We start from the raw sequence: 19,876 nt of genomic DNA, 5'->3' as shown, positions 1-19,876 counted from the left end.
CTGGTTGAGGCTCTGAAGGAGGACACCGTGACTGTCACCGGAATCATCACGGCACTGATCGTCGGTCTGATCGTCGGTGCGCTCGGGAGGCTGGTCGTTCCCGGCCGTCAGAACATCCCGATCTGGCTGACCATGGTGATCGGTGTGGTCGCCGCCCTGATCGGCACCGTCATCGCGAACGCCATCGGCATCTCCACCAACACCCCGGGTGTCGACTGGGGCGAGCTGCTGGTCCAGGTGATCGTCGCCGCCATCGGTGTCGCCCTCGTGGCCGGCTTCGCAGGCCGTGGCCGCCGCAGCACCCTGTAACACCCGCACCCAGCGTAGGGCCCCCAGCCTCCCCGGACTGGGGGCCCTTTCGCGTCCCCGGCGGCGCCCTGGTGGGTGTTCACGCCCGGCACGGGCGTGGCTGGGCCACCGCAGGCGGCGGGAAAGGGAAGGCCGTCAAGGCCTGACCGTCGTCTGACGGGAGCGACGGAGGTCCGCCACGGCGGACGTGAGCAGGGAATCTTACGGCGAAGGGGCCGTGCACCATCGCGCACGACCCCTTCGGCGGAAGCCAGGGACTAACGGAGCCAGGGGACGGAGCGGTCGAGCAGGCCGCGCGTCTTGAGCTCCTTGCGCAGCGGGATCTCCTCGTCGATGTACCCGTTCCAGTTGATGCCCCAGTAGTTGGCCGTGTGCGTGGCCTCGCCCAGCAGCTGGCGCTGGACGGGGGTGCGGTTGGCCCACCACTCGCCGTCGAAGTCGATCGGCATGTCGTCGAGGTTGCGGATCCACCGGTACGTGTACCCGACGAAGAGCATCTTGCGGGTGACGTCGGAGTAGTTCGGCGACCGCGAGTGCCAGAGACGCCGGTCGAAGATGAAGCAGTCACCCGGGTTGGCCGTGATCTCCACGGTGCCCTCGGGGTCGGGGTTCTCGACCGTGGTGTCCGCGGGGCGGGGCAGCGAGTTCCACAGGTGGCTGCCCGGGATGACCTTCGTGGCGCCCCGGCCGGTCTCCGACAGGTCGGAGATGACGTAGCCGATCTTCAGCGAGAACATCGGCCGCGGCAGGTTGGGGTCCATCGTCTCCGGGTCGGAGTTCTGCCGGTACCCGTCCTGGTGCCAGCCCCACGAGGGGGCCTCCGTCATCGCCGCGGGCGGGGTGATGTCGAGGTGGTTGTGGTGCGTGTAGATGTTCCAGCCGGCCAGGCCCCACATGTACGGGAAGAGGGTCGGCTGGGTCAGCAGGTGCCCGAAGAGCTCGTCGCGGTTGAGGAAGCCCAGCAGGTGCAGCGTGCCGTCCTTCTTCATGCTGCTGGAGCCGGCCGCCTGCTCCTCGGCGTAGACCCGGTCCATGGCCGCTTCGAGCTGTGCCCGGTGGTCTTCCTTCAGAACGTTGCGGACCAGCAGGAAGCCCTGATCCAGGAATTCCTTGCGGTCGGCCTCGCTGATCGGCTCATAGCCGGTCAGACCGCCGTAGTCGGGTGCAGCGGACGTCATGTCCTCCCCTTACTTTCGTCGACCAGGGAACGACCGATGGTAACGCGAGGTGCACACGGGCCCGATCCGGGAGTTGGCTGCCGGACAGTGCGGAAAACCCGTCCGTACGGCCGACAACCTGCGGGTCGTCCACAACGTCAGGGACGGTCAGTAGACCTCGGCGACGACCCGTTCGCCGTCGGCGCCGCCACGCTGCGTGATCCGGGTCCACCCGCCGCGCTTCGCGGTCCACTCCATGTCGTTGAACGCGACCCGTTTGACGCCGTGGTCCTGGGCGTGCGCGACCATCCAGTGCGCGTACTGCCAGCCGGTCTTCTGCTCGCGGACCTTCAGCGCCACCCCGACGAGGTCGGTGACGTCGGCGGTGCGCACGTCGCCCCAGTCGAGCCTGACGCTGGCGCCGAGGGTCTTCGCGGCCTCCACGCCGTGGCTGGAGGCCTCGGTGACGGTGCAGGAGACCGCGCCGGTGGCCTCGCCGCTCAGGGCGCGGGCCATGATCTCCGACTCGTCGACCCACTTCTCGTAGGCCTCGGGGTGGGCGCTGCGCTGGACCTCCTGCGCGGCGTCCGTGACGCGCATCTTCTCCCAGCCCTTGACCTTCAGCAGGGCGGTGTAGAAGGCGTTCGCCGCATACCGCGGGTCGGCGATCTGCTCGGGCTTGCCCCAGCCCTGGCTGGGCCGCTGCTGGAACAGGCCGATCGAGTCGCGGTCGCCGCCGGCGAGGTTCTCCAGCTTCGACTCCTGCCAGGCGGTGGCGAGCGCGACGACCAGGCCCCGCTGCGGCACGCCGCGGCGCAGGCCGACGGCGGTGATGGTCGCGGCGTTGGCGACCTGCTCCGCGTCGAGCGGGACGTCGGCGTCGGCGCCCGACGACGGGGCGCTCGCCGTGCTGCCGCCGGTGATGACGCAGGCGCGGCCCGGCGGCAGCAGCTGCGGCAGGTGATCACCGAGCCGCTGGACCAGCACGTACACGCCGACGGAGCCGACGATGCCGAGCACCATCAGAGCCACCAGCACGTGCCGTGTACGCATCGTCACCTCCTGACCTGGGAACTCGACCAGCGTACGTCCCGTACGCCACGGCATCCCCGCGTCGCACGCGGGGTCGACGCAAGTCGGGCCATTCAGGCGACGCCGTCAGGGATCCAGTTTGCGTCTCTTTTGTCCCGGAACGCGGTGATTCCCTCGATTCCCTCTTCGGAACCGAAATACCGCAGCGAAAGCTCGGTCATCGCCGCGACCTCGTCACTGAACGTGTCGGCTTTGCGTCGCCGGAGGAGCTCCTTCGTCCCGCGCAGGGCGCCGGGCGCACCGCGGACCAACGCCGCGACGAACGACGAAACGGCCTCGTCGACCCCGTCGGCGGGCACGGCGGCCGTGACCAGTCCGATCTCGCGCGCCCGGGCGCCGTCGAACGTCGCCCCCGTCAGGAACAGCTCGGCGGCCGCGCGCGGGGACAGCCGCGGCAGGACAGTGGCGGAGATCACTGCCGGGATCACGCCGATGCGCACCTCGGAGAACGCGAACGTCGCGTCGAGCGAGCAGACCGCGATGTCCGCGGCGGCGATGAGCCCGAGCCCGCCCGCGCGCGCCGGCCCGGTCAGCCGCGCGACGACCGGCTTCGGGCACTCCCAGATCGCGGTCAGCACCTCGCCGAGCCGGTTGATCGGCGGCCGGCCCGACCCGAACGCGGCCGCGGTCTCCTTGAGGTCGGCCCCGGAGCAGAACACGGGCCCGGTGTGGGTGAGCACGACGACCCGCACGGTGTCGTCCCCGGCGGCGGCCGCGAGCGCCGCGAGGAGCTCCTCGATCAGGCCCGTCGACAGCGCGTTGCGGTTCGTGGGGCTGTCGAGCGTGACCGTCGCCACGCCGTGCGCCGTCTGTGACCGTACGAGTGGCATGCGGGCACACTAGTGAAATGCCCGGAACACTGCCAGAAGGCGAGCCGATCCCGACCGACGGCGCGTTGCCCGACGGGGTCGCCGACGCGGCGGGGGAGGCCGGGTTCGGGGTCTACGTCCACGTCCCGTTCTGCGCCACCCGCTGCGGATACTGCGACTTCAACACCTACACCGCCGACGAGGGCGTGCTCAGCGCCGGCTACGCCGAGCAGGTCCTCGACGAGCTGGCCCTGGCCGCCAAGGTGGTCGCGCCGCCGCGGGTGGACACGGTCTTCTTCGGCGGGGGCACGCCGACGCTGCTGCCGCCCTCGGAGCTGGCCCGCATCCTGGACGGCATCGACCGCACGTGGGGCCTGTCCGGCGACGCCGAGGTCACCACGGAGGCCAACCCGGAGTCCGTCGACGCGGCCGGGCTGCGGCGGCTGCGGACGGCCGGGTTCAACCGGATCTCCCTCGGCATGCAGTCCGTCGCGCCGGCCGTCCTGCGGGTCCTCGACCGCCGGCACACACCGGGCCGGCCCGCCGCCGCGGTCGCCGAGGCGCACGCCGCCGGGTTCGAGCGGGTCAACCTGGACCTGATCTACGGCACGCCGGGGGAGCGGCCCGAGGATTTCGCCGCCTCGCTGCGGACGGTGATCGACTCCGGGGTGGACCACGTGAGCGCCTACGCGTTGATCGTCGAGGACGGCACCCGCCTGGCGGCCCGGATGCGCCGCGGCGAGCTGCCGTTCCCCGACGACGACGTGGCCGCCGACCGGTATCTCGCCGCCGAGCAGGCCCTCACCGGCGCCGGCATGACGTGGTACGAGGTGTCGAACTGGTCCCGTGACTCGCCCTGCCGGCACAACGAGCTGTACTGGCGCGGCGGCGACTGGTGGGGGCTCGGTCCCGGCGCGCACAGCCACGTGCGGGGCGTGCGGTGGTGGAACGTGAAGCATCCGCACGCCTACGCCGCGCGGCTGGCCGCCGGGGCGTCGCCGGGGCAGGCGCGGGAGGTGCTCACCGCCGAGGAGCGGCGGTTCGAGGACGTCCTGCTGCGGATCAGGCTCGCCGAGGGCCTGCCGCTCGACGTCCTGGACGCCGGGGCCGTGGACGCGGCCCGGCGCTGCGTGTCCGACGGGCTGCTGGAGGCCGGCGCCTTCGACGCGGGCCTGGCCGTGCTCACGCTGCGGGGGCGGCTGCTCGCCGACGCCGTCGCCAGGGACCTGACGTGAAAAAGGGGCGGCCGCGCCGGCCGCCCCTCTACGTGTGGTGACTACTTGATGAAGCGGAAGGTCATCGGGTAGCGGTACAGCTCGCCGCCGTTGGCCTTCATGCCGGCGATGATCGCGAAGACGATGATGACGATCCACGGCACGATGAGCGTGAGGCCGAACGTGCACACCGACAGCAGGGCACCCACGAACAGGATGATGCCCCACGTGATGTGGAAGTTGAGCGCCTCGTTGGCGTGCGCCTTCACCGTCGGCGACTCGTTGCCCTTGGCCAGCAGCGCGATGAGGGGCGCGATGAAGCCGATGAAGATGCCACCGAAGTGGGCGATCAGGGCCCAGGTCTTCTCGTCGCTGTTGGCGTAGCCGACCGGCGAGGCACCGGGGTAGCCGCCGGGCTGCTGGTAGCCGCCGCCGTACTGGCCGGGCTGCTGGTAACCGCCGGGCTGCTGGTAACCGCCCTGCTGCTGGTAACCCGGCTGCTGGTAGGCGTTCGGGTCCTGGTAGCCCGCGCCGCTGGTGGGCGGCGGGTAGCCTCCACCGGACACCGGCGGCTGCTGGCCGTAGTCGGGGCCCGGCGGCGGATACTGTGCCCCGCCCGGCGTGGAGTAAGGATTGTTGGGGTCCTGCGGCACGCCGTATTCCCCGGGGCGAGGTGGTTCACTCATGGGGGCCACGGTAGGTGCACCGATCAAGTATGGCCAGCGACGCGGCATGACTTCTTTTGGACAAACTTCACGCAGACCGGCGCAATAGCGACGGTTCGTACACATGACGATCATTCCGTGGGCGGCGGGCGCGACGTAGACTGGCACTCGCGAAGTGGGAGTGCCAGTGGCGTCAGTGAGTTCCCGGGGAGGTGCACATGGCCCTTGACGAGCGCAAGCTCGAGGTGCTGCGCGCCATCGTCGAGGACTATGTGGCGACGCAGGAGCCGGTCGGCAGCAAGGCCCTCGTGGAGCGGCACAACCTGCGGGTGTCCCCGGCGACGGTGCGCAACGACATGGCCGTCCTCGAGGAGGAGGGTTACATCCGGCAGCCGCACACCAGCGCCGGTCGCGTGCCCACCGACGCCGGCTACCGGCTCTTCGTCGACAAACTGTCCCGCGTCAAGCCGCTGAGTCCCGCCGAGCGCCGGGCCATCGAGCGGTTCCTGATCGGCGCCGTCGACCTCGACGACGTCGTGCACCGCACCGTGCGGCTGCTCGCGCAGCTGACCCGGCAGGTCGCCGTCGTGCAGTATCCGAGCCTGTCGCGCGCCAGCGTGCGTCACTTCGAGCTGGTGCCGATCTCCACCACCCGTCTGATGGTGGTCATGATCGCCGAGACCGGCCGGGTCGAGCAGCGGCTCGTGGACCTGCCCGGCCCGATCCTGGCCGACGACGTCACCGAGCTGCGCCGCAGGGTCAACGAGAAGCTCGTCGGCAAGCGCCTCGTCGACACCCCGCCACTGGTCGAGGCGCTCGTCGAGGAGGCCGGGCCGGGCCTGCGCCCACCGATGACCGTCCTGTCGACCGTGCTGCTGGAGACCCTGGTGGAGCGCGCCGAGGAGCGGATCGCCCTCGCCGGCACCGCCAATCTCGCCCGCGGTGGCCTGCTGGACTTCCAGGGCTCGCTGCGCCCGATCCTCGAGGCGCTCGAGGAGGAGGTCATCCTCCTCAAGCTCTTCGGCGAGGTCGAGCCGAGCATGACCCGGGTCCGCATCGGCGACGAGAACGAGATCGAAGACCTGCGCAGCGCCTCGATCGTGGCGACCGGCTATGGGCCGGGCTCCATCGTCGTGGGCGGCATGGGCGTGCTGGGGCCCACCCGGATGGACTACCCCGCCAACATCGCCACGGTGCGCGCCGTGGCACGCTACGTCGGCGATCTGCTGGGACAAGGTTGAACCTCATGGACGAGTCAGGGGCATAGGACTCAGTGGCGAAGGACTACTACGGGATTCTCGGTGTCAAGCGGGACTCCACGGCCGACGAGATCAAGCGCGCCTATCGCAAGCTGGCGCGCGAGTTCCATCCGGACGTCAATCCCGATCCTGTGGCGCAGGAGAAGTTCAAGGAGATCAACGCGGCCTACGAGGTGCTGTCCGACCCGCGCAAGCGGGAGATGGTCGACCTCGGCGGCGACCCCCTGGCGCCCGGCGGCGGCGGTGGCGGCCCGCAGGGCGGCGCGTTCGTCGGCTTCCAGGACATCATGGACGCGTTCTTCGGCACGACCGCCAGCCGCGGGCCGCGCCCGCGGATCCGGCCGGGCGCCGACGCGATCCTGCGGCTCGACCTCGACCTGCACGAGACCGCGTTCGGCGTCGAGGCGCCGATCACCGTCGACACCGCGGTCGTCTGCACAACCTGCACCGGCGCCGGCACCGCGCCCAACACCCACCCGACCACCTGCGAGATCTGCGGCGGCCGCGGCGAGGTCCAGTCGGTGCAGCGCACGTTCCTCGGCCAGGTCGTCTCGGCCCGCCCGTGCTCGGCCTGCCAGGGCTTCGGCACCGTCATCCCGCACCCGTGCGCGACCTGCGGCGGCGACGGCCGGGTCCGCACCCGCCGCACCCTGACCGTGAAGATCCCCTCGGGTGTCGAGGACGGCATGCGCATCCGCCTCGCCCAGCAGGGTGAGGTCGGTCCCGGCGGCGGTCCGCCCGGCGACCTGTATGTCGAGATCCACGAGCGCCCGCACGACGTCTACTCCCGCAAGGACGACGACCTGCACTGCCGGGTCACCGTCCCGATGACGGCGGCGGCGCTCGGCACCCGGCTCACGATCAAGACCCTCGACGGCGAGGAGACGGTCGACGTCAAGGCCGGCACCCAGCCCAACCAGACCCTGCGTATCCGCGGCAAGGGCGTCCCGCACCTGCGCGGCACCGGCCGCGGCGACCTGCACGTCCACCTCGACGTGCGCACCCCGACGCGCCTGGAGCCGGAGCAGGAGAAGCTGCTGCGCGACTTCGCCCGCACCCGCGGCGAGGAGGTCGCCGAGCTGTCCAAGCAGGGCGGCTTCTTCTCCAGGGTGCGTGACGCCTTCAACGGGCACGCGTGAGCGGCCGGAGCGCAGCGCAGGACGCTCACGTGTGTGGTGCCGGTTCTGGCGTGACAGCGTGAGCCTGCCGCTCTTCCTGGTCCCCGATCTTCCTGACGGGGACCGGTGGCGGCTGGACGGTCCTGAGGGCCATCACGCGGCCAACGTGCAGCGGCTCTCCGCAGGGGAGTCGCTGCTGTTGTCCGACGGCCGCGGCGGCCTGCTGCACGCCGTCGTGTCGGCTGCTGCCAAAGGCGCCCTCGATCTCGACCTCGGGGATTCGACGTTCGTGCCGGCCCACGACCCCCGGATCACGGTCGTGCAGGGCATCGCGAAGGGGGAGCGGGCCGAGCTGGCCGTGCAGCTGATGACGGAGCTCGGCGTCGACCGCATCGTCCCGTGGCAGGCGGCCCGCAGCATCGCCCGGTGGAAGGACCCCAAGCCGCTCGAGCGGTGGCGCGCCACGGTCCGCGAGGCGGTCAAGCAGTCCCGCCGCGCCTGGCTGCCCGAGGTCACCGACGCCCGCACCACGAAGCAGCTCACCCTGTCCGGCACGGTCCTCCTCCTGCACGAGGAGGCGTCGGTACCGCTGTCGGAGGCCCCCCTCGACGGCGACATCACCCTGGTCGTCGGCCCCGAGGGCGGTATCGCGCCCGAGGAGCTGGCCGCGTTCCCGGACGCCCTCCCGGTCCGCCTGGGCCGGGAGATCCTGCGCACCTCGACTGCCGGCGCCGCCGCCCTGGCGGCCCTGTCGATCCGCCTGGGCCGCTGGTAGGTCTTTCCGTGATCCGGAAGACGTTTCGTCGTCAAGGCGACACGAAGTCTTCCGGATGATGAGTAAAGGGGGTCAGCGGAAGTAGTCGCGGTGGTGCACCGCCACCGTGTCGCCCGCCGCGGCGAACGCGTGCGCGGCCGCCTCGCCGATGCCGCGGGAGGCGCCTGTCACCAGGACCTTGCGCCCGGGCCGGGTCGATGTCACGGCAGCACCCTACAAGCCGCCTACGATGCGAGCTGTGACTGATGACTGCCTGTTCTGCCGCATCGTCGCGGGCGAGATCCCGGCGACCGTGGTCCACGAGACCGACGACACCCTGGCGTTCCGCGACATCGACCCGAAGGCGCCGGTGCACGTGCTGGTCGTCCCGAGGGCGCACCACACCGATGTCGCCGCGCTCGTCACCGCCGACCCGGCGCTCGCCGGGCGGGTCCTCGCGGCCTGCGCCTTGGTCGCGGAGCAGGAGGGCCTGGCCGGGGACGGCTACCGGGTCATCTTCAACACCGGCCGGTTCGGCGGCCAGGAGGTCTTCCACGTGCACGGGCACGTCGTCGGCGGCAAGCCGCTCGGCCGGATGCTGTCCGCATGACGGCGCACGAACGGTACGAGCGGCTCGTCCGGCAGGTCCAGGCCGACGCGCGCGTCCCGGCGCTGAGCGTGGCGATCCACCGGGCGGACCGGCCGCTGTGGACGTTCACGGTCGGCACCGACGTCGACGCGCACAGCCAGCTGCGGATCGGCTCGGTCACCAAGACGTTCACCGCGGTGCTGGTCATGCAGTGCCGCGACGAGGGGCGCCTCGACCTCGACGACCCGGTCTCGCGGCACCTGCCGGTGAAGGCGCACGGCGACCTGACCGTCGGCCGGATGCTGTCGCATCTGTCAGGGTTGCAGCGGGAGCCGTACGGCGACGTCTGGGACACCATGCAGGCGCCGGACGTCGACACGCTGCTGGACCAGCTGGACCGGGCCGAGCGGGTGCTGCCCGCCGGCCGGCGCTTCCACTACTCCAACCTGGCGATCTCGCTGCTCGGGCACCTCGTCGGGCGGCTGCGCGGCGGCACCTGGGAGGAGGTGCTGCGGGACCGGATCCTCGACCCGCTCGGGCTGGACGACACCGCCGTCACGCCGGCCCGCCCGGTCGTCGGCTACCAGGTCGACGCCTGGTCGGACTACGCGCACCCCGAGCCGCCCGACGACTTCGGCGCGGTCGGCCCGTCGGCGCAGCTCTGGAGCACCGCCGCGGACCTGGCGAAATGGGCGGCGTTCCTGGCCGACCCCCGCGCCGTCGACGCCGCCGGCGCGGTCCTCGCCGCCGAGACGGTCGAGGAGATGCGGGCGCCGCGGGCCGTCACCGACGACGTCCTGTGGGCGCGCGGGCTCGGCCTCGGGCTGATCCTGCAGCCGCAGCCCGGCACCGAGCGGATCGTGCACGTCGGCCACGACGGGGCCATGCCCGGCTTCCTCGCCGGCGCCTACGGCCGGGTCGGCGGCGCCGCGACCCCCGGGGCGTTCGGTGCGGCGGCCCTCGGCTCGTCCGGCACCGCCGGTGAGGTCATCGACCTCGCGCACCAGCTGCTCGCCGCGGCGGTGGAGAGCGACCCCGCCGACATCGCGCCGTGGGTGCCCGCGCCGCCCCCGCCGCAGCGGTACCGCTCGGTGCTCGGCCGCTGGTGGGGCGAGGGCTTCGAGTACGTCTTCAGCTGGCACGCCGGCACCCTGCAGGCGCGGGCCGTGGACCAGCCGGGCAACCGGCCGCCGGCGGTGTTCGCGCCGGTGGACGGCCAGCCGGACGTGTTCCGGACCGTGTCGGGACGGGAGACGGGCGAGCTGCTGCGGCTGACCCGCGCCGAGGACGGCACCGTGGAGCGGCTGCACTGGGCGACGTACCGCTTCACGCGCGGGCAGGAGACGTTCGACCGGCACCGGTTCTAAGGCGTGTTTGGTAAGTGGGGTCGGAGCGAGGCGAGGTCCAGGCGTCGGCTGGGGCCGCGCTGGGCGCGCTTGGATACCGGTGTTGTATCCAGGTGTGACCGGCGTGGTTCCAGGCGGCGTCTGGACCCGCCGCAGCCCGGCATCCACTTACCAAACACGCCTTAGCGGCTGATGACGGTGAACACGGCCCCGTTCGGGTCCACGACGACCGCGATGCGGCCGTGCGGGGAGTCGAACGGGCCGTGCTGCACCTGGCCTCCCGCCGCCCGGACCCGGTCGGCGACGCGGTCGGTGTCGGCGGCGGCGAAGTACACCATCCAGTGCGGCGGGATGCCCTCCCACGCCTCGGTCATCGTGAGCCGGCCCGCGACCGGGTCGGCGTTGCCGAGGCTCCACGCCGTGTAGTCGAACTGTTCCTCGGCATCGACCCGGGCCTGCCGGTAGCCGAACAGCCCCTGGTAGAAGACGTCGACGGCGGCGGGGTCACGGGTGTTGACCTCCGCCCAGCACAGCGCGCCGTCCTCGTCGAACAGCTGCGAGCCGGTGTGCTGGCCGGGCTCCCACGCGCCGAACGCGGCGCCGGACGGGTCGAGGGCGAAGAGCATCCGCCCGTTGTTCGGGATGTCCATCGGCGCGACGATGACCTTGCCGCCGCCCGTGTCGACCCGCCGGGCGGTGTCCTCCAGGTCATGTGACATCAGGTACAGGCTCCAGGCGGCCGGTGTCTGCTCCGCTCCCGGCATCGGCGGGCTCATCCCGGCCACGACCTTGCCGTCCTTGAGGCACATGACGTAGTGCCCGAAGTCGGCGCCGGTGTCTGTGGCCGGGTCTGAGAACGTCCAGCCGAACAGCGTCGAGTAGAACCGCTGGGCGGCGGTGAGGTCGGGGGCCACCAGGTCCGCCCAGCAGGGCTCACCGTCGACGTATCCGCTGCGCTCGACCATAGGTGCAGGCCCTCCCTGTCGATGTCGTCACCTGCCTCAGTACCACCGTGGAAGCGGGCCTGTCCGGACTTTCGGGCACGATTGACATGATCGGGCGACACTCATCCGGATATACCTTGCATATGGCATGAAAAGGGCATCGGCAAGAAATGGGAACGGCTTCAGCGGCGGTCAGCCGATACCATGAAGAGCCTGGACATGAAGCCAGCAGGAGCGAGCCCGGAAGCAGGTGCTTGAGGCCCTACGCGGCCGACGTATGACCGAGACCCCGACCCCCGCACCGGCAGTGTCGTCGGAGCCGCCCGTGCGGGCCATCAGCAAGATCACGGTTCCCGATCCGCACACGATGGTCAGGCTGCTCGGCGCGGGAGACGAGATTCTCAAGCTCGTCGAGCGGGCCGTCAACAGCGACGTGCACGTGCGGGGCAACGAGATCACCATCACCGGCATCGCCGCGGACAACGCGCTCGCGGAGCGCATCTTCGGCGAACTCATCGAGCTGGTCCGCAAGGGGGAGACCCTCACTCCGGACAACGTCCGGCGGACCGTCGGCATGCTCCAGCAGAACACCGCCGAGCGCCCCGCCGACGTGCTGACCCTCAACATCCTCTCCCGTCGCGGCCGCACCATCCGGCCCAAGACCCTCGGCCAGAAGCGGTATGTCGACTCGATCGACCAGCACACGATCGTGTTCGGCATCGGCCCGGCCGGCACCGGCAAGACCTACCTCGCCATGGCGAAGGCCGTCCAGGCGTTGCAGGCCAAGCAGGTCAACCGGATCATCCTGACCCGCCCCGCGGTCGAGGCCGGCGAGCGGCTGGGCTTCCTGCCCGGCACGCTCTACGACAAGATCGACCCCTACCTGCGCCCGCTGTATGACGCGCTGCACGACATGCTCGACCCGGAGTCCATCCCCAAGCTGATGGCCGCCGGGACGATCGAGGTCGCGCCCCTCGCGTACATGCGCGGCCGGACCCTCAACGACGCCTTCATCATTCTCGACGAGGCCCAGAACACCACGCCCGAGCAGATGAAGATGTTCCTGACCCGGCTCGGCTTCGGCTCGCGGATCGTGGTCACCGGCGACGTGACGCAGATCGACCTGCCCGGGGGCACCCGCAGCGGCCTCAGGGTGGTCCGTGAGATCCTCGGTGACGTCGAGGACGTGCACTTCGCCCAGCTCGGCAGCGCCGATGTCGTGCGCCACCGGCTGGTCAGTGAGATCGTCGACGCCTACGCCAAATGGGACGAGGCGCAGGAGGCGCAGCAACAGCCTCCGGTGCGCGCCGTCCCGGACCGCGGCCGACGCAGGTAAGCCCCCTTCAATCAGGAGCAGTTGTTGTCCATCGAGATCGCCAACGAGTCCGGCGTCGACGTCAACTCCGACACCATTCTGGCGGTGGCCCGGCACGCACTCGACGAGATGGGGGTCAACCCGCTCGCCGAGCTGTCGATCCTGGCCGTCGACGTCGAGTACATGACGGAACTTAACCACCGCTGGATGGACGGCGACGGCCCGACCGACGTGCTCGCCTTCCCGATGGACGAGGGCAGCGTCGACCACGGCCCCGGTGAGGGCGGCGGCGAGCCCGCGCTGCTCGGCGACATCGTGCTGTGCCCGGAGGTGGCGGCGAAACAGGCCGCGACCGCCGGGCACGCCACGATCGACGAGCTGGCGCTGCTCACCGTCCACGGCATCCTGCACCTGCTGGGCTACGACCACGCCGAGCCCGAGGAGGAGGCCGAGATGTTCGGCCTGCAGGCGCGGCTTCTGGAGAGCTGGCGCAAGTGAGTGACGTGACCTTGCTGACGACGGCCGCCGGGCTGGTCGTGGTGGCAGGGTTGTTCGCGATGTCCGACGCCGCGCTCAACGTGGTGTCGCCGGCCCGCGCCCACGAGCTGGCCCGCGAGGGCAAGCCCGGCGCCAACGCCCTGCAGGTCATCGCGGCCGACCCGGCCCGCTACATCAACCTGCTCCTGCTGCTGCGGCTGCTGTGCGAGCTCACCGCGACCACGCTCGTCGCCCTGGTCACCGCCGCGGCGGTCGGCGGGGACCGCGACTGGCTGGCCGCGCTCATCACGGCCGGCTCGATGACGGTGGTGAGTTTCGTCGTCGTCGGCGTCGGCCCGCGCACCCTCGGCCGGCAGCACGCCTATGCCGTGGCCCGGATCGCGGCGCCGCCGGTCCGCTGGCTCGGCACGGCGCTGGGCCCCCTGGCCCGCCTGCTGATCCTCATCGGCAACGCGGTCACGCCCGGCAAGGGCTACCGCGAAGGCCCCTTCGCCACCACGATCGAGCTCCGCGAGCTCGTCGACCTCGCCGAGCAGCGCGGCGTCGTCGAGCACGGCGAACGCGACATGATCCACTCCGTGTTCGCCCTCGGCACGACGATCGCCCGCGAGGTCATGGTCCCGCGCACCGAGATGGTCTGGATCGAGACGCACAAGACCGTCCGGCAGGCCCTCATGCTCGCCATGCGCAGCGGGTTCTCCCGCATCCCCGTCGTCGGCGAGAACGTCGACGACGTCCTGGGCATCGCCTACCTCAAGGACCTCGTCCGCCGCACGTCCGGCGGCGACGCCACCGCGGGCGATATCCCCGTCGCCCAGATCATGCGCGACGCCACCTTCGTCCCCGAGTCCAAACCCGTCGACGACCTGCTCCGCGAGATGCAGGCCGCCCGCACCCACATGGCCGTCATCATCGACGAATACGGCGGCACCGCCGGCATCGTCACCATCGAGGACATCCTCGAGGAGATCGTCGGCGAGATCACCGACGAGTACGACGTCGCCGAACGCCCCCCGATCGAGGAGCTCCCCGACGGGGCGTACCGCGTGACCAGCCGCCTGCCCGTCGAGGACCTCGGCGAGCTGTTCGACGTCGAACTGCCCGCCGACGAGGTCGAGACCGTCGCCGGCCTCCTCGCCCAGGCCCTCGGCCGCGTCCCGATCCCCGGCGCGACCGCCGTCGTCGGCGGCCTGGTCCTCGTCGCCGAGGGCACCACCGGCCGCCGCAACCGCATCGACACCCTCCTCGTCCGCCGGGCCGACCCCGAGGACGAGGAGCACGCCGGCCACGACAGCGAAAGGCAGCACGCCGATGCCTGAGTCCGACCTGTCCGCGGAGGACACCAAGTTGGTCACCCTGGCCCGCGCGGCCCGCGCCCGCACCGGCGCCGTCGAGGGCGCCGCGGTCCGCGACGGCGACGGCCGCACGTACAACGCGGCCTCCGTCGCCCTGCCGTCCCTGTCGCTCACCGCCCTGCAGCTCGCGGTCGCGTCGGCGGTCGCGTCGGGCGCCGGCAAGCTCGAGGCCGCCGCGGTCGTCACGGAGGCGTCGTCCCTGGACACCCTGGGCCACGCAGCGGTCCGCGACGTCTCCCCGGCCGCCCCCATCCACCTGGCCGCCCCGGACGCCACCGTCTTCGCCACCGTCACCGACTGACAGGCGGATCAGCCATGATCCGGAAGAGTTCTGGTCGCCAGGGCGGCGAAATGTCTTCCGGATCACGAGCAGAGGGAGTCTGAGCCGTGCTGCAGCGGTACGACCCACGCAACGCCGACATCCGTTACTGGGTCGACGGGGTGCTGCGGCACCGGGACGAGCCCGGGATCTCGCCGTTCGACTCCGTGGTGCAGGGCGGCGACGCCGTCTGGGAAGGGCTGCGGGTCTACGACGGCGGCGTCTACGGCCTCGACGAGCACCTGGCCAGGCTCCGACGGTCGGCGCGGGCCCTCGGCTTCGAGCGGATCCCGGACGACGACGACATCGTCGCCGCGGTCCGGGCGACGCTGGAGGCCAACGGGATGCGCGACGGCGTCCACGTGCGCCTCACGCTGACCAGGGGCGTCAAGGTCACCAGCGGCATGGACCCGCGGCTCAACCAGGCGGGCTGCACGCTGATCGTGCTCGCCGAGCACAAGCCGCCGGTGTACGACACGGGCGGCCTCACCCTGGCCACCGCCAGCGTGCGGCGGCCGGGCCCGGACGTGCTCGACCCGAAGATCCACCACAACAACCTGATCAACTCGATCCTGGCGAAGATGGAGGCGAACCTCGCCGGCGCCGACGACGCGATGATGCTCGACGGCCGCGGGTTCGTCGCGGAGACCAACGCCACGCACCTGTTCGCGGTGTACGGCCAGGGCCTGGTCACGCCGCGGGCGGTCGCCTGCCCGGAGGGCATCACCCGCGACACCGTCATCCGGATCGCGCCCGGCGAGGGCCTGGGTGTGGCGGTCAGGGACGTGTCGCAGGTCGAGATGTACACCGCCGACGAGGTCTTCTGCACCGGCACCATGGGCGAGATCGCCGGCGTCGTCCGCATCGACGGCCGCCCCATCGGCGACGGCACCGTGGGACCGGTCACGACGAGACTGGCCGCGGCCTACCGGGACTTCGCGAGGAGCAACGCTCAGAGGCTGTGGGCCGACAGCTCCGAGTAGAGGGCAGCGGCGGCGTCGACCAGCCACCGCAGGTGCGGCGGCACGTCGGCGGGCCGTGGGTCGTACGCGGCGAACCCCGTCGACGCCTCGACCGCCGAATACCAGTGCGGCGCCCACACCCCGTCCGTGGCGCGCCGCCCGGCCGGCCAGGCGAGCATCGCCGGGTCCCAGCCGATGCCGAGCGCCTCGCAGAGCCGCGACAGCGTGCCCGCGGGGTCCCGCAGCACGTCCGCCGCGTCGACGACCGGGCCACCGTACGCGCGGAAGATCTCCACCTGCCGCTCGTAACCCAGGTCCGCGAGGGTCGGCTCGCCACGCACCTTCGAGTACGACGCGACCACGTAGGCGGGATCCCGGACGAGGAACGCGTTGCGCACCGAGCCGAGCCAGTCCCGGCCGACGTCCGGCAGCAGGTGGTGGGTCATGTGCTTCTGGTAGTGCACCGCCGCCGGTACATGGGCCAGCAACGACGACACGGCAGCCGCCGGGTCCACCGGCTGGGACGCCAGGATCTCCTCGCGGCCGGGGTGCTCGATGCCGGTGGCGGCCAGGTAGTGCGCGTACAACGGCTCGTCGACGACGACCGTGTCCGCTCTCGCGCCGAAGCTGCGCATCATCGCCGTGGAGATGTTGCGGGGGCCGGACCACATCGCCACTCGTACCGTCATGGCTGACGAGGGTAACCGACGTGGCTTTCCGCCAGTTTTACTGCTGTATGTGACGGAATCCTGGTGCGCGTCGATGCGATCCACTCGGGCTTGCGACGCTTACTGTCGGATGCGGAGCCCTGCAGTGCGCCCGCCCCGCCACCAGGCCTACTGGGTACAACGCAAGTAGCCGACGGACAGCACTGCGCGGGAAGGAAGGGGCCGGTCGATGGACCTGCTGATCGACGTGCGTGTGGCGCGACGAGATTCCATGACGTCTTGCGACGCTCGGGACCGGACGGTCCGGCTGCGGGCCGACCACTCCGGGACGGTCGCCGACCTGATCGCCGCGCTCCTGGCCGACCTCGACCCCGCCGAGCGGCCGCAGCAGGCGACCTGGGCCTGGAACCTGCGCACCGGCCGGCGGCTCGACCCGGCCCGCCCGCTCGGCGGGCAAGGGCTGCGCTGCGGCGACACGATCGTGCTCGGCCCGCCCGAGCAGGCACCCGACGCGCCGGTCCCGGCCGACGAGCACCGCTTCGAGCTCCTCGTCGTCGCCGGCCCCGACGCCGGCCGGTGGCTGCCGCTGCCCGCCGGCGAGTTCGTCATCGGCACCGACCCGTCCGGCGACCTCGTCCTCGCCGACCCGTCCGCCGGCCGCCGCCACCTGCACCTCGGCATCGGCAGCCACGAGGTCGCCGCTACCGACCTGCGCTCACCGGCCGGCACCGGCATCGACGGCGAACCCCTGACCGGCACCGTCACCCTCACCCCCGGGCAGCTGCTCCGGCTCGGCGACACCCTCGTCACCGTCGAGGAGGTCCCAGCGTCCGACGTGCCCGCCGGCCCGCCACCGGCGGTGTGGCTGCCCGCGGTGCCGCAGCCGCCGAAGAAACGCCGTCTCGCGTTCCGGCGCTCGACCCTCGACCCGGTCGCCGAGTTCGCCGCCGCCGTCGAACGCGCCGAAGCCGACGCCGCCGTCAAGCACCGGGCGGTCCTGCGGATGCGGCGGGCCGCGACGCCGAGCCTGGCACACCTCGCGCGCGCCGCCGACCGGTTCGCCGGCGGCATCGACAACCCGGAACCCCGCCAGGGCCGCGGCGAACCCCGCGACACCGACGACACCGCGCCGCCGAGGACCGGCGGGCTGTGGACCCGCCGCCCCGACGACCGCGACTTCCTCACCCTGCGGCTGCGGACCGCCGACCTGCCGGGCCGGCTCCGCTTCGAACAGCCACCGGCCGGCCCCGGCGCCGACCCCGCCCACGTCGAACGCACCGACGCGCTGCGCGAACGGCACGCCGTCGACCGGGACGTGCCCGCCGAGGCCGACCTGCGGGTCCTCGGCGCGCTCGGCGTCACCGGCCCCGCCGAGGTCACCGACGGGGTGCTGCGGTCCTGGCTGACCCAGCTGGCGACCCTCGCCAACCCGACCGACCTCGCCGTCGTCGTGCTCAGCGACGCACCCGGGTGGACGTGGACCGGCTGGCTCCCGCACACCCGGACCCTGACCGCCGCGATCGCTCCCGGCGCCCGGACCATCGCCGCCACCGAGGAGGACCGGGCGCAGGTCCTGGCGCTCGTCGAGGCCCTGCAGCGGCAGCGGCGCCGGGGACGGCACGCGATCGCCGAGTCGTTCGTGCCGCACGTCGTCTTCGTGCTGCCCGATCCGTCGCTGGTGCCACCGGCGTCCCTGACCCGGCTCGTCGAGGAAGGACCCCGCTGCGGGATCAGCCTGCTGGTCGGCGCCCGGACCCGGGACGAGCTCCCACCGGGCGTGTCGGTGCAGGACGGCGAGCCGCTGCGCGCCGACGTCGCGTCCCGGGTCGCGCACGCGCTCGCCGCCACCCCCGACGCCGCCGGCAGCGCCGCGCCGCGGGTCGCGCCCCTCGCCGAGGTGCTCAACCTCACCGACCTGAGCCCGAGCGCGATCGTCAAACGCTGGGTGCCGTCGACCCGCGACCGCGGCCTCGCCGCCCCGATCGGCCTGGGCGGCACGGCGTCCGGCGGGGTCGGCCCCGTCACCGTCGACCTGCGCCGCGACGGGCCGCACGGCCTCATCGCCGGCGTCGGCGGCTCCGGCCGGTCCTGGCTGCTGCGCTCCTACCTCGCCGCGCTCGCCGCGACGTACCCGGCGAACCGGCTCACCTTCGTCCTCGTCGACATCCCCGGCGGCACGTTCTCCGAATGCGCCGACCTGCCGCACACCGTCGGCGTCTTCACCGACACCGACGCGCACCAGGCCCGCCGCGTCCTCGTGTCCCTCAACGCCGAACTGCGCCGCCGCGAGGCCATCCTGCGCCGGCACTCGGTCAAGGACATCGTCGAGATGGAGCGGAAGTTCCCGGCCGCCGCCCCCGCGAACCTCCTCGTCGTCGTCGCCGAGTTCGTCGACGCGCCCGCCGACTTCGTGCCCGGCCTGCGCGAGCTCGCCCGCCGCGGCCGGCACGCCGGCGTCCACCTGCTCCTCGCCACCGCGAAGCCGCACGGCGCCGTCGACGACGACCTGCGCGCCGAGACCGATCTGCGCATCGCGCTGCGCGTCGAGGAGGAGGCCGACAGCCTCGAGGTCCTCGAGCGGCCCGACGCGGCGCACCTGTCGCCGCTGCTCGCCGGGCGGGCGTTCGTCCGCACCGTGGAAGGCGGCTTCCAGGCCGTCCAGGTCGCCTACGGCGGCTTCCGGTCCCCGGCCGGGCGCCGCGCCACACCGACGACCGTCACCGAGGTCCGCTTCGAATCCGGGCTCGTCGACCGCGAAGCGCTCGAAGCGCCCGTCGGCGGCGACGACTCCGCCCCGACCGACCTGCAACGGCTCGTCGAGGCGATCACCGCCGCGCACCGCGAGGCCCGCGTCCCCGACCAGCCCCGCCCCTGGCAGCCGCCGCTCGCCGTCTCCTACACCCTGGACGAGCTGGCCCAACCGGAGACGGCCGCGTTCGCCGCCGCGATCGGCATGGTCGACCTGCCCAACTCGCAGGCCCTGAAGGTCTGGCAGCTCGACCTCGACGAACTCGGCCACCTGCTGGTCTTCGGGCCCACCGGCGGCGGCAAGAGCAGCTTTCTCGACACGGTCGCCGCGTCGTTCGCCGAACGCTTCGACGGCACCCGGCTGCGCGTGTACCGCGTCGACGGCACCGCCGTGGAGCAGGCCGAGGCGCTGCTCGCCACCATCGACAAGCTCGTCGTCGAACGGGCCGCGCTCGCCGAGCACGAGGGCGCCCGGGTCCTGGTCCTGGTCGACGGCCACGACGCGCGGCTCAACGACGCCCTCATCCGCCTCGCCGGCAAAGGCAAGGCCGTCGGCGTGCACGTCGTCCTCGCCACCGAACAGCGCAGCGCCGTGCCGACCTCACTGTCGCGGCTCATGCCGGGCCGGATCGTGCTCCGCGCCGCCGGCCGGGGGCTCGTGGAGGGCACGATCGAGCTGCAGGTGGCCCTGTCCGCGCCGGTCGTCACAACACCCGCACAACGCCCCCGCCAGTTGCGCCTCGAGGTCTGAGTAC

At 72.2% G+C, this 19,876-nt stretch carries 19 protein-coding genes and 1 pseudogene; 13 read left to right on the top strand and 7 right to left on the bottom strand.

Features of this window, described 5'->3' with window-relative positions:
- Nucleotides 1-27 precede the first annotated feature (27 nt).
- A complete protein-coding gene (locus tag ABZS58_RS16295; protein ID WP_354782042.1) occupies nucleotides 28-309 on the top strand; it encodes a GlsB/YeaQ/YmgE family stress response membrane protein in 282 nt (93 codons plus the stop codon).
- A gap of 257 nt (nucleotides 310-566) precedes the next feature.
- On the opposite strand, the gene ABZS58_RS16290 is transcribed toward ABZS58_RS16295, so the two are convergent.
- The 3 genes from ABZS58_RS16290 to ABZS58_RS16280 form a co-directional block, all read right to left on the bottom strand.
- The gene (locus tag ABZS58_RS16290; protein WP_354782040.1) at nucleotides 567-1,487 is read right to left on the bottom strand and encodes a phytanoyl-CoA dioxygenase family protein; all 921 of its coding nucleotides are present in this window, start codon (nucleotides 1,485-1,487) and stop codon (nucleotides 567-569) included.
- A gap of 147 nt (nucleotides 1,488-1,634) precedes the next feature.
- Nucleotides 1,635-2,525: a hypothetical protein gene (locus ABZS58_RS16285; RefSeq protein WP_354782038.1), complete on the bottom strand. Its 891-nt coding sequence runs from the start codon at nucleotides 2,523-2,525 to the stop codon at nucleotides 1,635-1,637.
- An 86-nt stretch (nucleotides 2,526-2,611) separates the two neighbouring features.
- Nucleotides 2,612-3,388, bottom strand: coding sequence for an enoyl-CoA hydratase-related protein (locus ABZS58_RS16280; protein WP_354782036.1), 777 nt, complete (start codon nucleotides 3,386-3,388; stop codon nucleotides 2,612-2,614).
- A gap of 17 nt (nucleotides 3,389-3,405) precedes the next feature.
- Here ABZS58_RS16280 and hemW point away from each other — a divergent pair, with 17 nt between their 5' ends.
- The gene (gene hemW, locus ABZS58_RS16275; RefSeq protein ID WP_354782034.1) at nucleotides 3,406-4,602 is read left to right on the top strand and encodes a radical SAM family heme chaperone HemW; all 1,197 of its coding nucleotides are present in this window, start codon (nucleotides 3,406-3,408) and stop codon (nucleotides 4,600-4,602) included.
- A 41-nt stretch (nucleotides 4,603-4,643) separates the two neighbouring features.
- Here the strand turns inward: hemW and ABZS58_RS16270 are convergent, their stop codons facing one another.
- Nucleotides 4,644-5,267 (bottom strand): DUF4870 domain-containing protein, encoded by a 624-nt coding sequence (locus ABZS58_RS16270; protein WP_354782032.1) that lies wholly within the window; start codon nucleotides 5,265-5,267, stop codon nucleotides 4,644-4,646.
- Nucleotides 5,268-5,464: 197 nt separating this feature from the next.
- Here ABZS58_RS16270 and hrcA point away from each other — a divergent pair, with 197 nt between their 5' ends.
- From hrcA to ABZS58_RS16255, 3 genes are read left to right on the top strand one after another with little or no spacing between them, the layout of a single operon-like run.
- Nucleotides 5,465-6,487 carry a heat-inducible transcriptional repressor HrcA gene (hrcA, locus tag ABZS58_RS16265; RefSeq protein WP_354782030.1) on the top strand — a complete coding sequence of 341 codons (1,023 nt, stop codon included), beginning with the start codon at nucleotides 5,465-5,467 and terminating at the stop codon, nucleotides 6,485-6,487.
- Between the two features lie 32 nt (nucleotides 6,488-6,519).
- Nucleotides 6,520-7,644, top strand: coding sequence for a molecular chaperone DnaJ (gene dnaJ, locus ABZS58_RS16260; RefSeq protein WP_354782028.1), 1,125 nt, complete (start codon nucleotides 6,520-6,522; stop codon nucleotides 7,642-7,644).
- Between the two features lie 58 nt (nucleotides 7,645-7,702).
- On the top strand, nucleotides 7,703-8,398 hold the full coding sequence (locus ABZS58_RS16255) for a 16S rRNA (uracil(1498)-N(3))-methyltransferase (RefSeq protein WP_354782026.1): 696 nt from the start codon (nucleotides 7,703-7,705) through the stop codon (nucleotides 8,396-8,398).
- Nucleotides 8,399-8,482: 84 nt separating this feature from the next.
- Here ABZS58_RS16255 and ABZS58_RS16250 read toward each other — a convergent pair.
- A pseudogene (locus ABZS58_RS16250) lies at nucleotides 8,483-8,602 on the bottom strand (SDR family NAD(P)-dependent oxidoreductase); the annotation flags it as partial.
- A gap of 34 nt (nucleotides 8,603-8,636) precedes the next feature.
- On the opposite strand from ABZS58_RS16250, the gene ABZS58_RS16245 reads away from it, so the two are divergent.
- Nucleotides 8,637-8,987, top strand: a complete 351-nt coding sequence (locus ABZS58_RS16245; protein ID WP_354782024.1) for a histidine triad nucleotide-binding protein — start codon at nucleotides 8,637-8,639, stop codon at nucleotides 8,985-8,987.
- Nucleotides 8,984-10,333, top strand: coding sequence for a serine hydrolase domain-containing protein (locus ABZS58_RS16240; RefSeq protein WP_354782023.1), 1,350 nt, complete (start codon nucleotides 8,984-8,986; stop codon nucleotides 10,331-10,333). Before ABZS58_RS16245 ends, ABZS58_RS16240 begins: the two co-directional genes overlap by 4 nt.
- A 161-nt stretch (nucleotides 10,334-10,494) precedes the next feature.
- Here ABZS58_RS16240 and ABZS58_RS16235 read toward each other — a convergent pair whose 3' ends face one another.
- Complete coding sequence (locus tag ABZS58_RS16235; protein ID WP_354782021.1) at nucleotides 10,495-11,277, bottom strand: VOC family protein; 783 nt, start codon at nucleotides 11,275-11,277, stop codon at nucleotides 10,495-10,497.
- A 256-nt stretch (nucleotides 11,278-11,533) separates the two neighbouring features.
- Here ABZS58_RS16235 and ABZS58_RS16230 point away from each other — a divergent pair, with 256 nt between their 5' ends.
- The 5 genes from ABZS58_RS16230 (at nucleotide 11,534) to ABZS58_RS16210 (ending at nucleotide 15,726) form a co-directional block, all read left to right on the top strand.
- Nucleotides 11,534-12,592, top strand: a complete 1,059-nt coding sequence (locus ABZS58_RS16230; RefSeq protein ID WP_354782019.1) for a PhoH family protein — start codon at nucleotides 11,534-11,536, stop codon at nucleotides 12,590-12,592.
- A 24-nt stretch (nucleotides 12,593-12,616) separates the two neighbouring features.
- Nucleotides 12,617-13,069 (top strand): rRNA maturation RNase YbeY, encoded by a 453-nt coding sequence (gene ybeY, locus ABZS58_RS16225; protein ID WP_354782017.1) that lies wholly within the window; start codon nucleotides 12,617-12,619, stop codon nucleotides 13,067-13,069.
- Nucleotides 13,057-14,388: a hemolysin family protein gene (locus tag ABZS58_RS16220; protein WP_354782244.1), complete on the top strand. Its 1,332-nt coding sequence runs from the start codon at nucleotides 13,057-13,059 to the stop codon at nucleotides 14,386-14,388. The genes ybeY and ABZS58_RS16220 overlap by 13 nt, the downstream gene beginning before the upstream one ends.
- Complete coding sequence (locus tag ABZS58_RS16215) at nucleotides 14,381-14,725, top strand: cytidine deaminase (RefSeq protein ID WP_354782015.1); 345 nt, start codon at nucleotides 14,381-14,383, stop codon at nucleotides 14,723-14,725. The genes ABZS58_RS16220 and ABZS58_RS16215 overlap by 8 nt, the downstream gene beginning before the upstream one ends.
- 86 nt (nucleotides 14,726-14,811) lie before the next feature.
- The gene (locus ABZS58_RS16210; RefSeq protein WP_354782013.1) at nucleotides 14,812-15,726 is read left to right on the top strand and encodes an aminotransferase class IV; all 915 of its coding nucleotides are present in this window, start codon (nucleotides 14,812-14,814) and stop codon (nucleotides 15,724-15,726) included.
- Here ABZS58_RS16210 and ABZS58_RS16205 read toward each other — a convergent pair.
- Nucleotides 15,696-16,394: an HAD family hydrolase gene (locus ABZS58_RS16205; RefSeq protein WP_354782011.1), complete on the bottom strand. Its 699-nt coding sequence runs from the start codon at nucleotides 16,392-16,394 to the stop codon at nucleotides 15,696-15,698. The genes ABZS58_RS16210 and ABZS58_RS16205 overlap by 31 nt on opposite strands.
- A 250-nt stretch (nucleotides 16,395-16,644) precedes the next feature.
- Here ABZS58_RS16205 and ABZS58_RS16200 point away from each other — a divergent pair, with 250 nt between their 5' ends.
- A complete protein-coding gene (locus tag ABZS58_RS16200; protein ID WP_354782009.1) occupies nucleotides 16,645-19,872 on the top strand; it encodes an FtsK/SpoIIIE domain-containing protein in 3,228 nt (1,075 codons plus the stop codon).
- Nucleotides 19,873-19,876: the final 4 nt, after the last annotated feature.

It is taken from the genome of Dactylosporangium sp. NPDC005555, from assembly GCF_040605635.1.
Classification (GTDB): Bacteria; Actinomycetota; Actinomycetes; order Mycobacteriales; family Micromonosporaceae; genus Dactylosporangium.
This window is presented reverse-complemented; position numbering and strand designations above follow the sequence as displayed.

Bases quoted from the DNA above. Each gene is read 5' to 3' on its own strand.
- ABZS58_RS16240 (WP_354782023.1), top strand. From the start codon at position 8,984: ATGACGGCGCACGAACGGTACGAGCGGCTCGTCCGGCAGGTCCAGGCC.
- ABZS58_RS16200 (WP_354782009.1), top strand. From the start codon at position 16,645: ATGACGTCTTGCGACGCTCGGGACCGGACGGTCCGGCTGCGGGCCGAC.
- ABZS58_RS16230 (WP_354782019.1), top strand. From the start codon at position 11,534: ATGACCGAGACCCCGACCCCCGCACCGGCAGTGTCGTCGGAGCCGCCC.
- hrcA (WP_354782030.1), top strand. From the start codon at position 5,465: ATGGCCCTTGACGAGCGCAAGCTCGAGGTGCTGCGCGCCATCGTCGAG.
- ABZS58_RS16215 (WP_354782015.1), top strand. From the start codon at position 14,381: ATGCCTGAGTCCGACCTGTCCGCGGAGGACACCAAGTTGGTCACCCTG.
- ABZS58_RS16280 (WP_354782036.1), bottom strand. From the start codon at position 3,388: ATGCCACTCGTACGGTCACAGACGGCGCACGGCGTGGCGACGGTCACG.
- ABZS58_RS16270 (WP_354782032.1), bottom strand. From the start codon at position 5,267: ATGAGTGAACCACCTCGCCCCGGGGAATACGGCGTGCCGCAGGACCCC.
- ABZS58_RS16235 (WP_354782021.1), bottom strand. From the start codon at position 11,277: ATGGTCGAGCGCAGCGGATACGTCGACGGTGAGCCCTGCTGGGCGGAC.
- ABZS58_RS16290 (WP_354782040.1), bottom strand. From the start codon at position 1,487: ATGACGTCCGCTGCACCCGACTACGGCGGTCTGACCGGCTATGAGCCG.
- ABZS58_RS16205 (WP_354782011.1), bottom strand. From the start codon at position 16,394: ATGACGGTACGAGTGGCGATGTGGTCCGGCCCCCGCAACATCTCCACG.
- hemW (WP_354782034.1), top strand. From the start codon at position 3,406: ATGCCCGGAACACTGCCAGAAGGCGAGCCGATCCCGACCGACGGCGCG.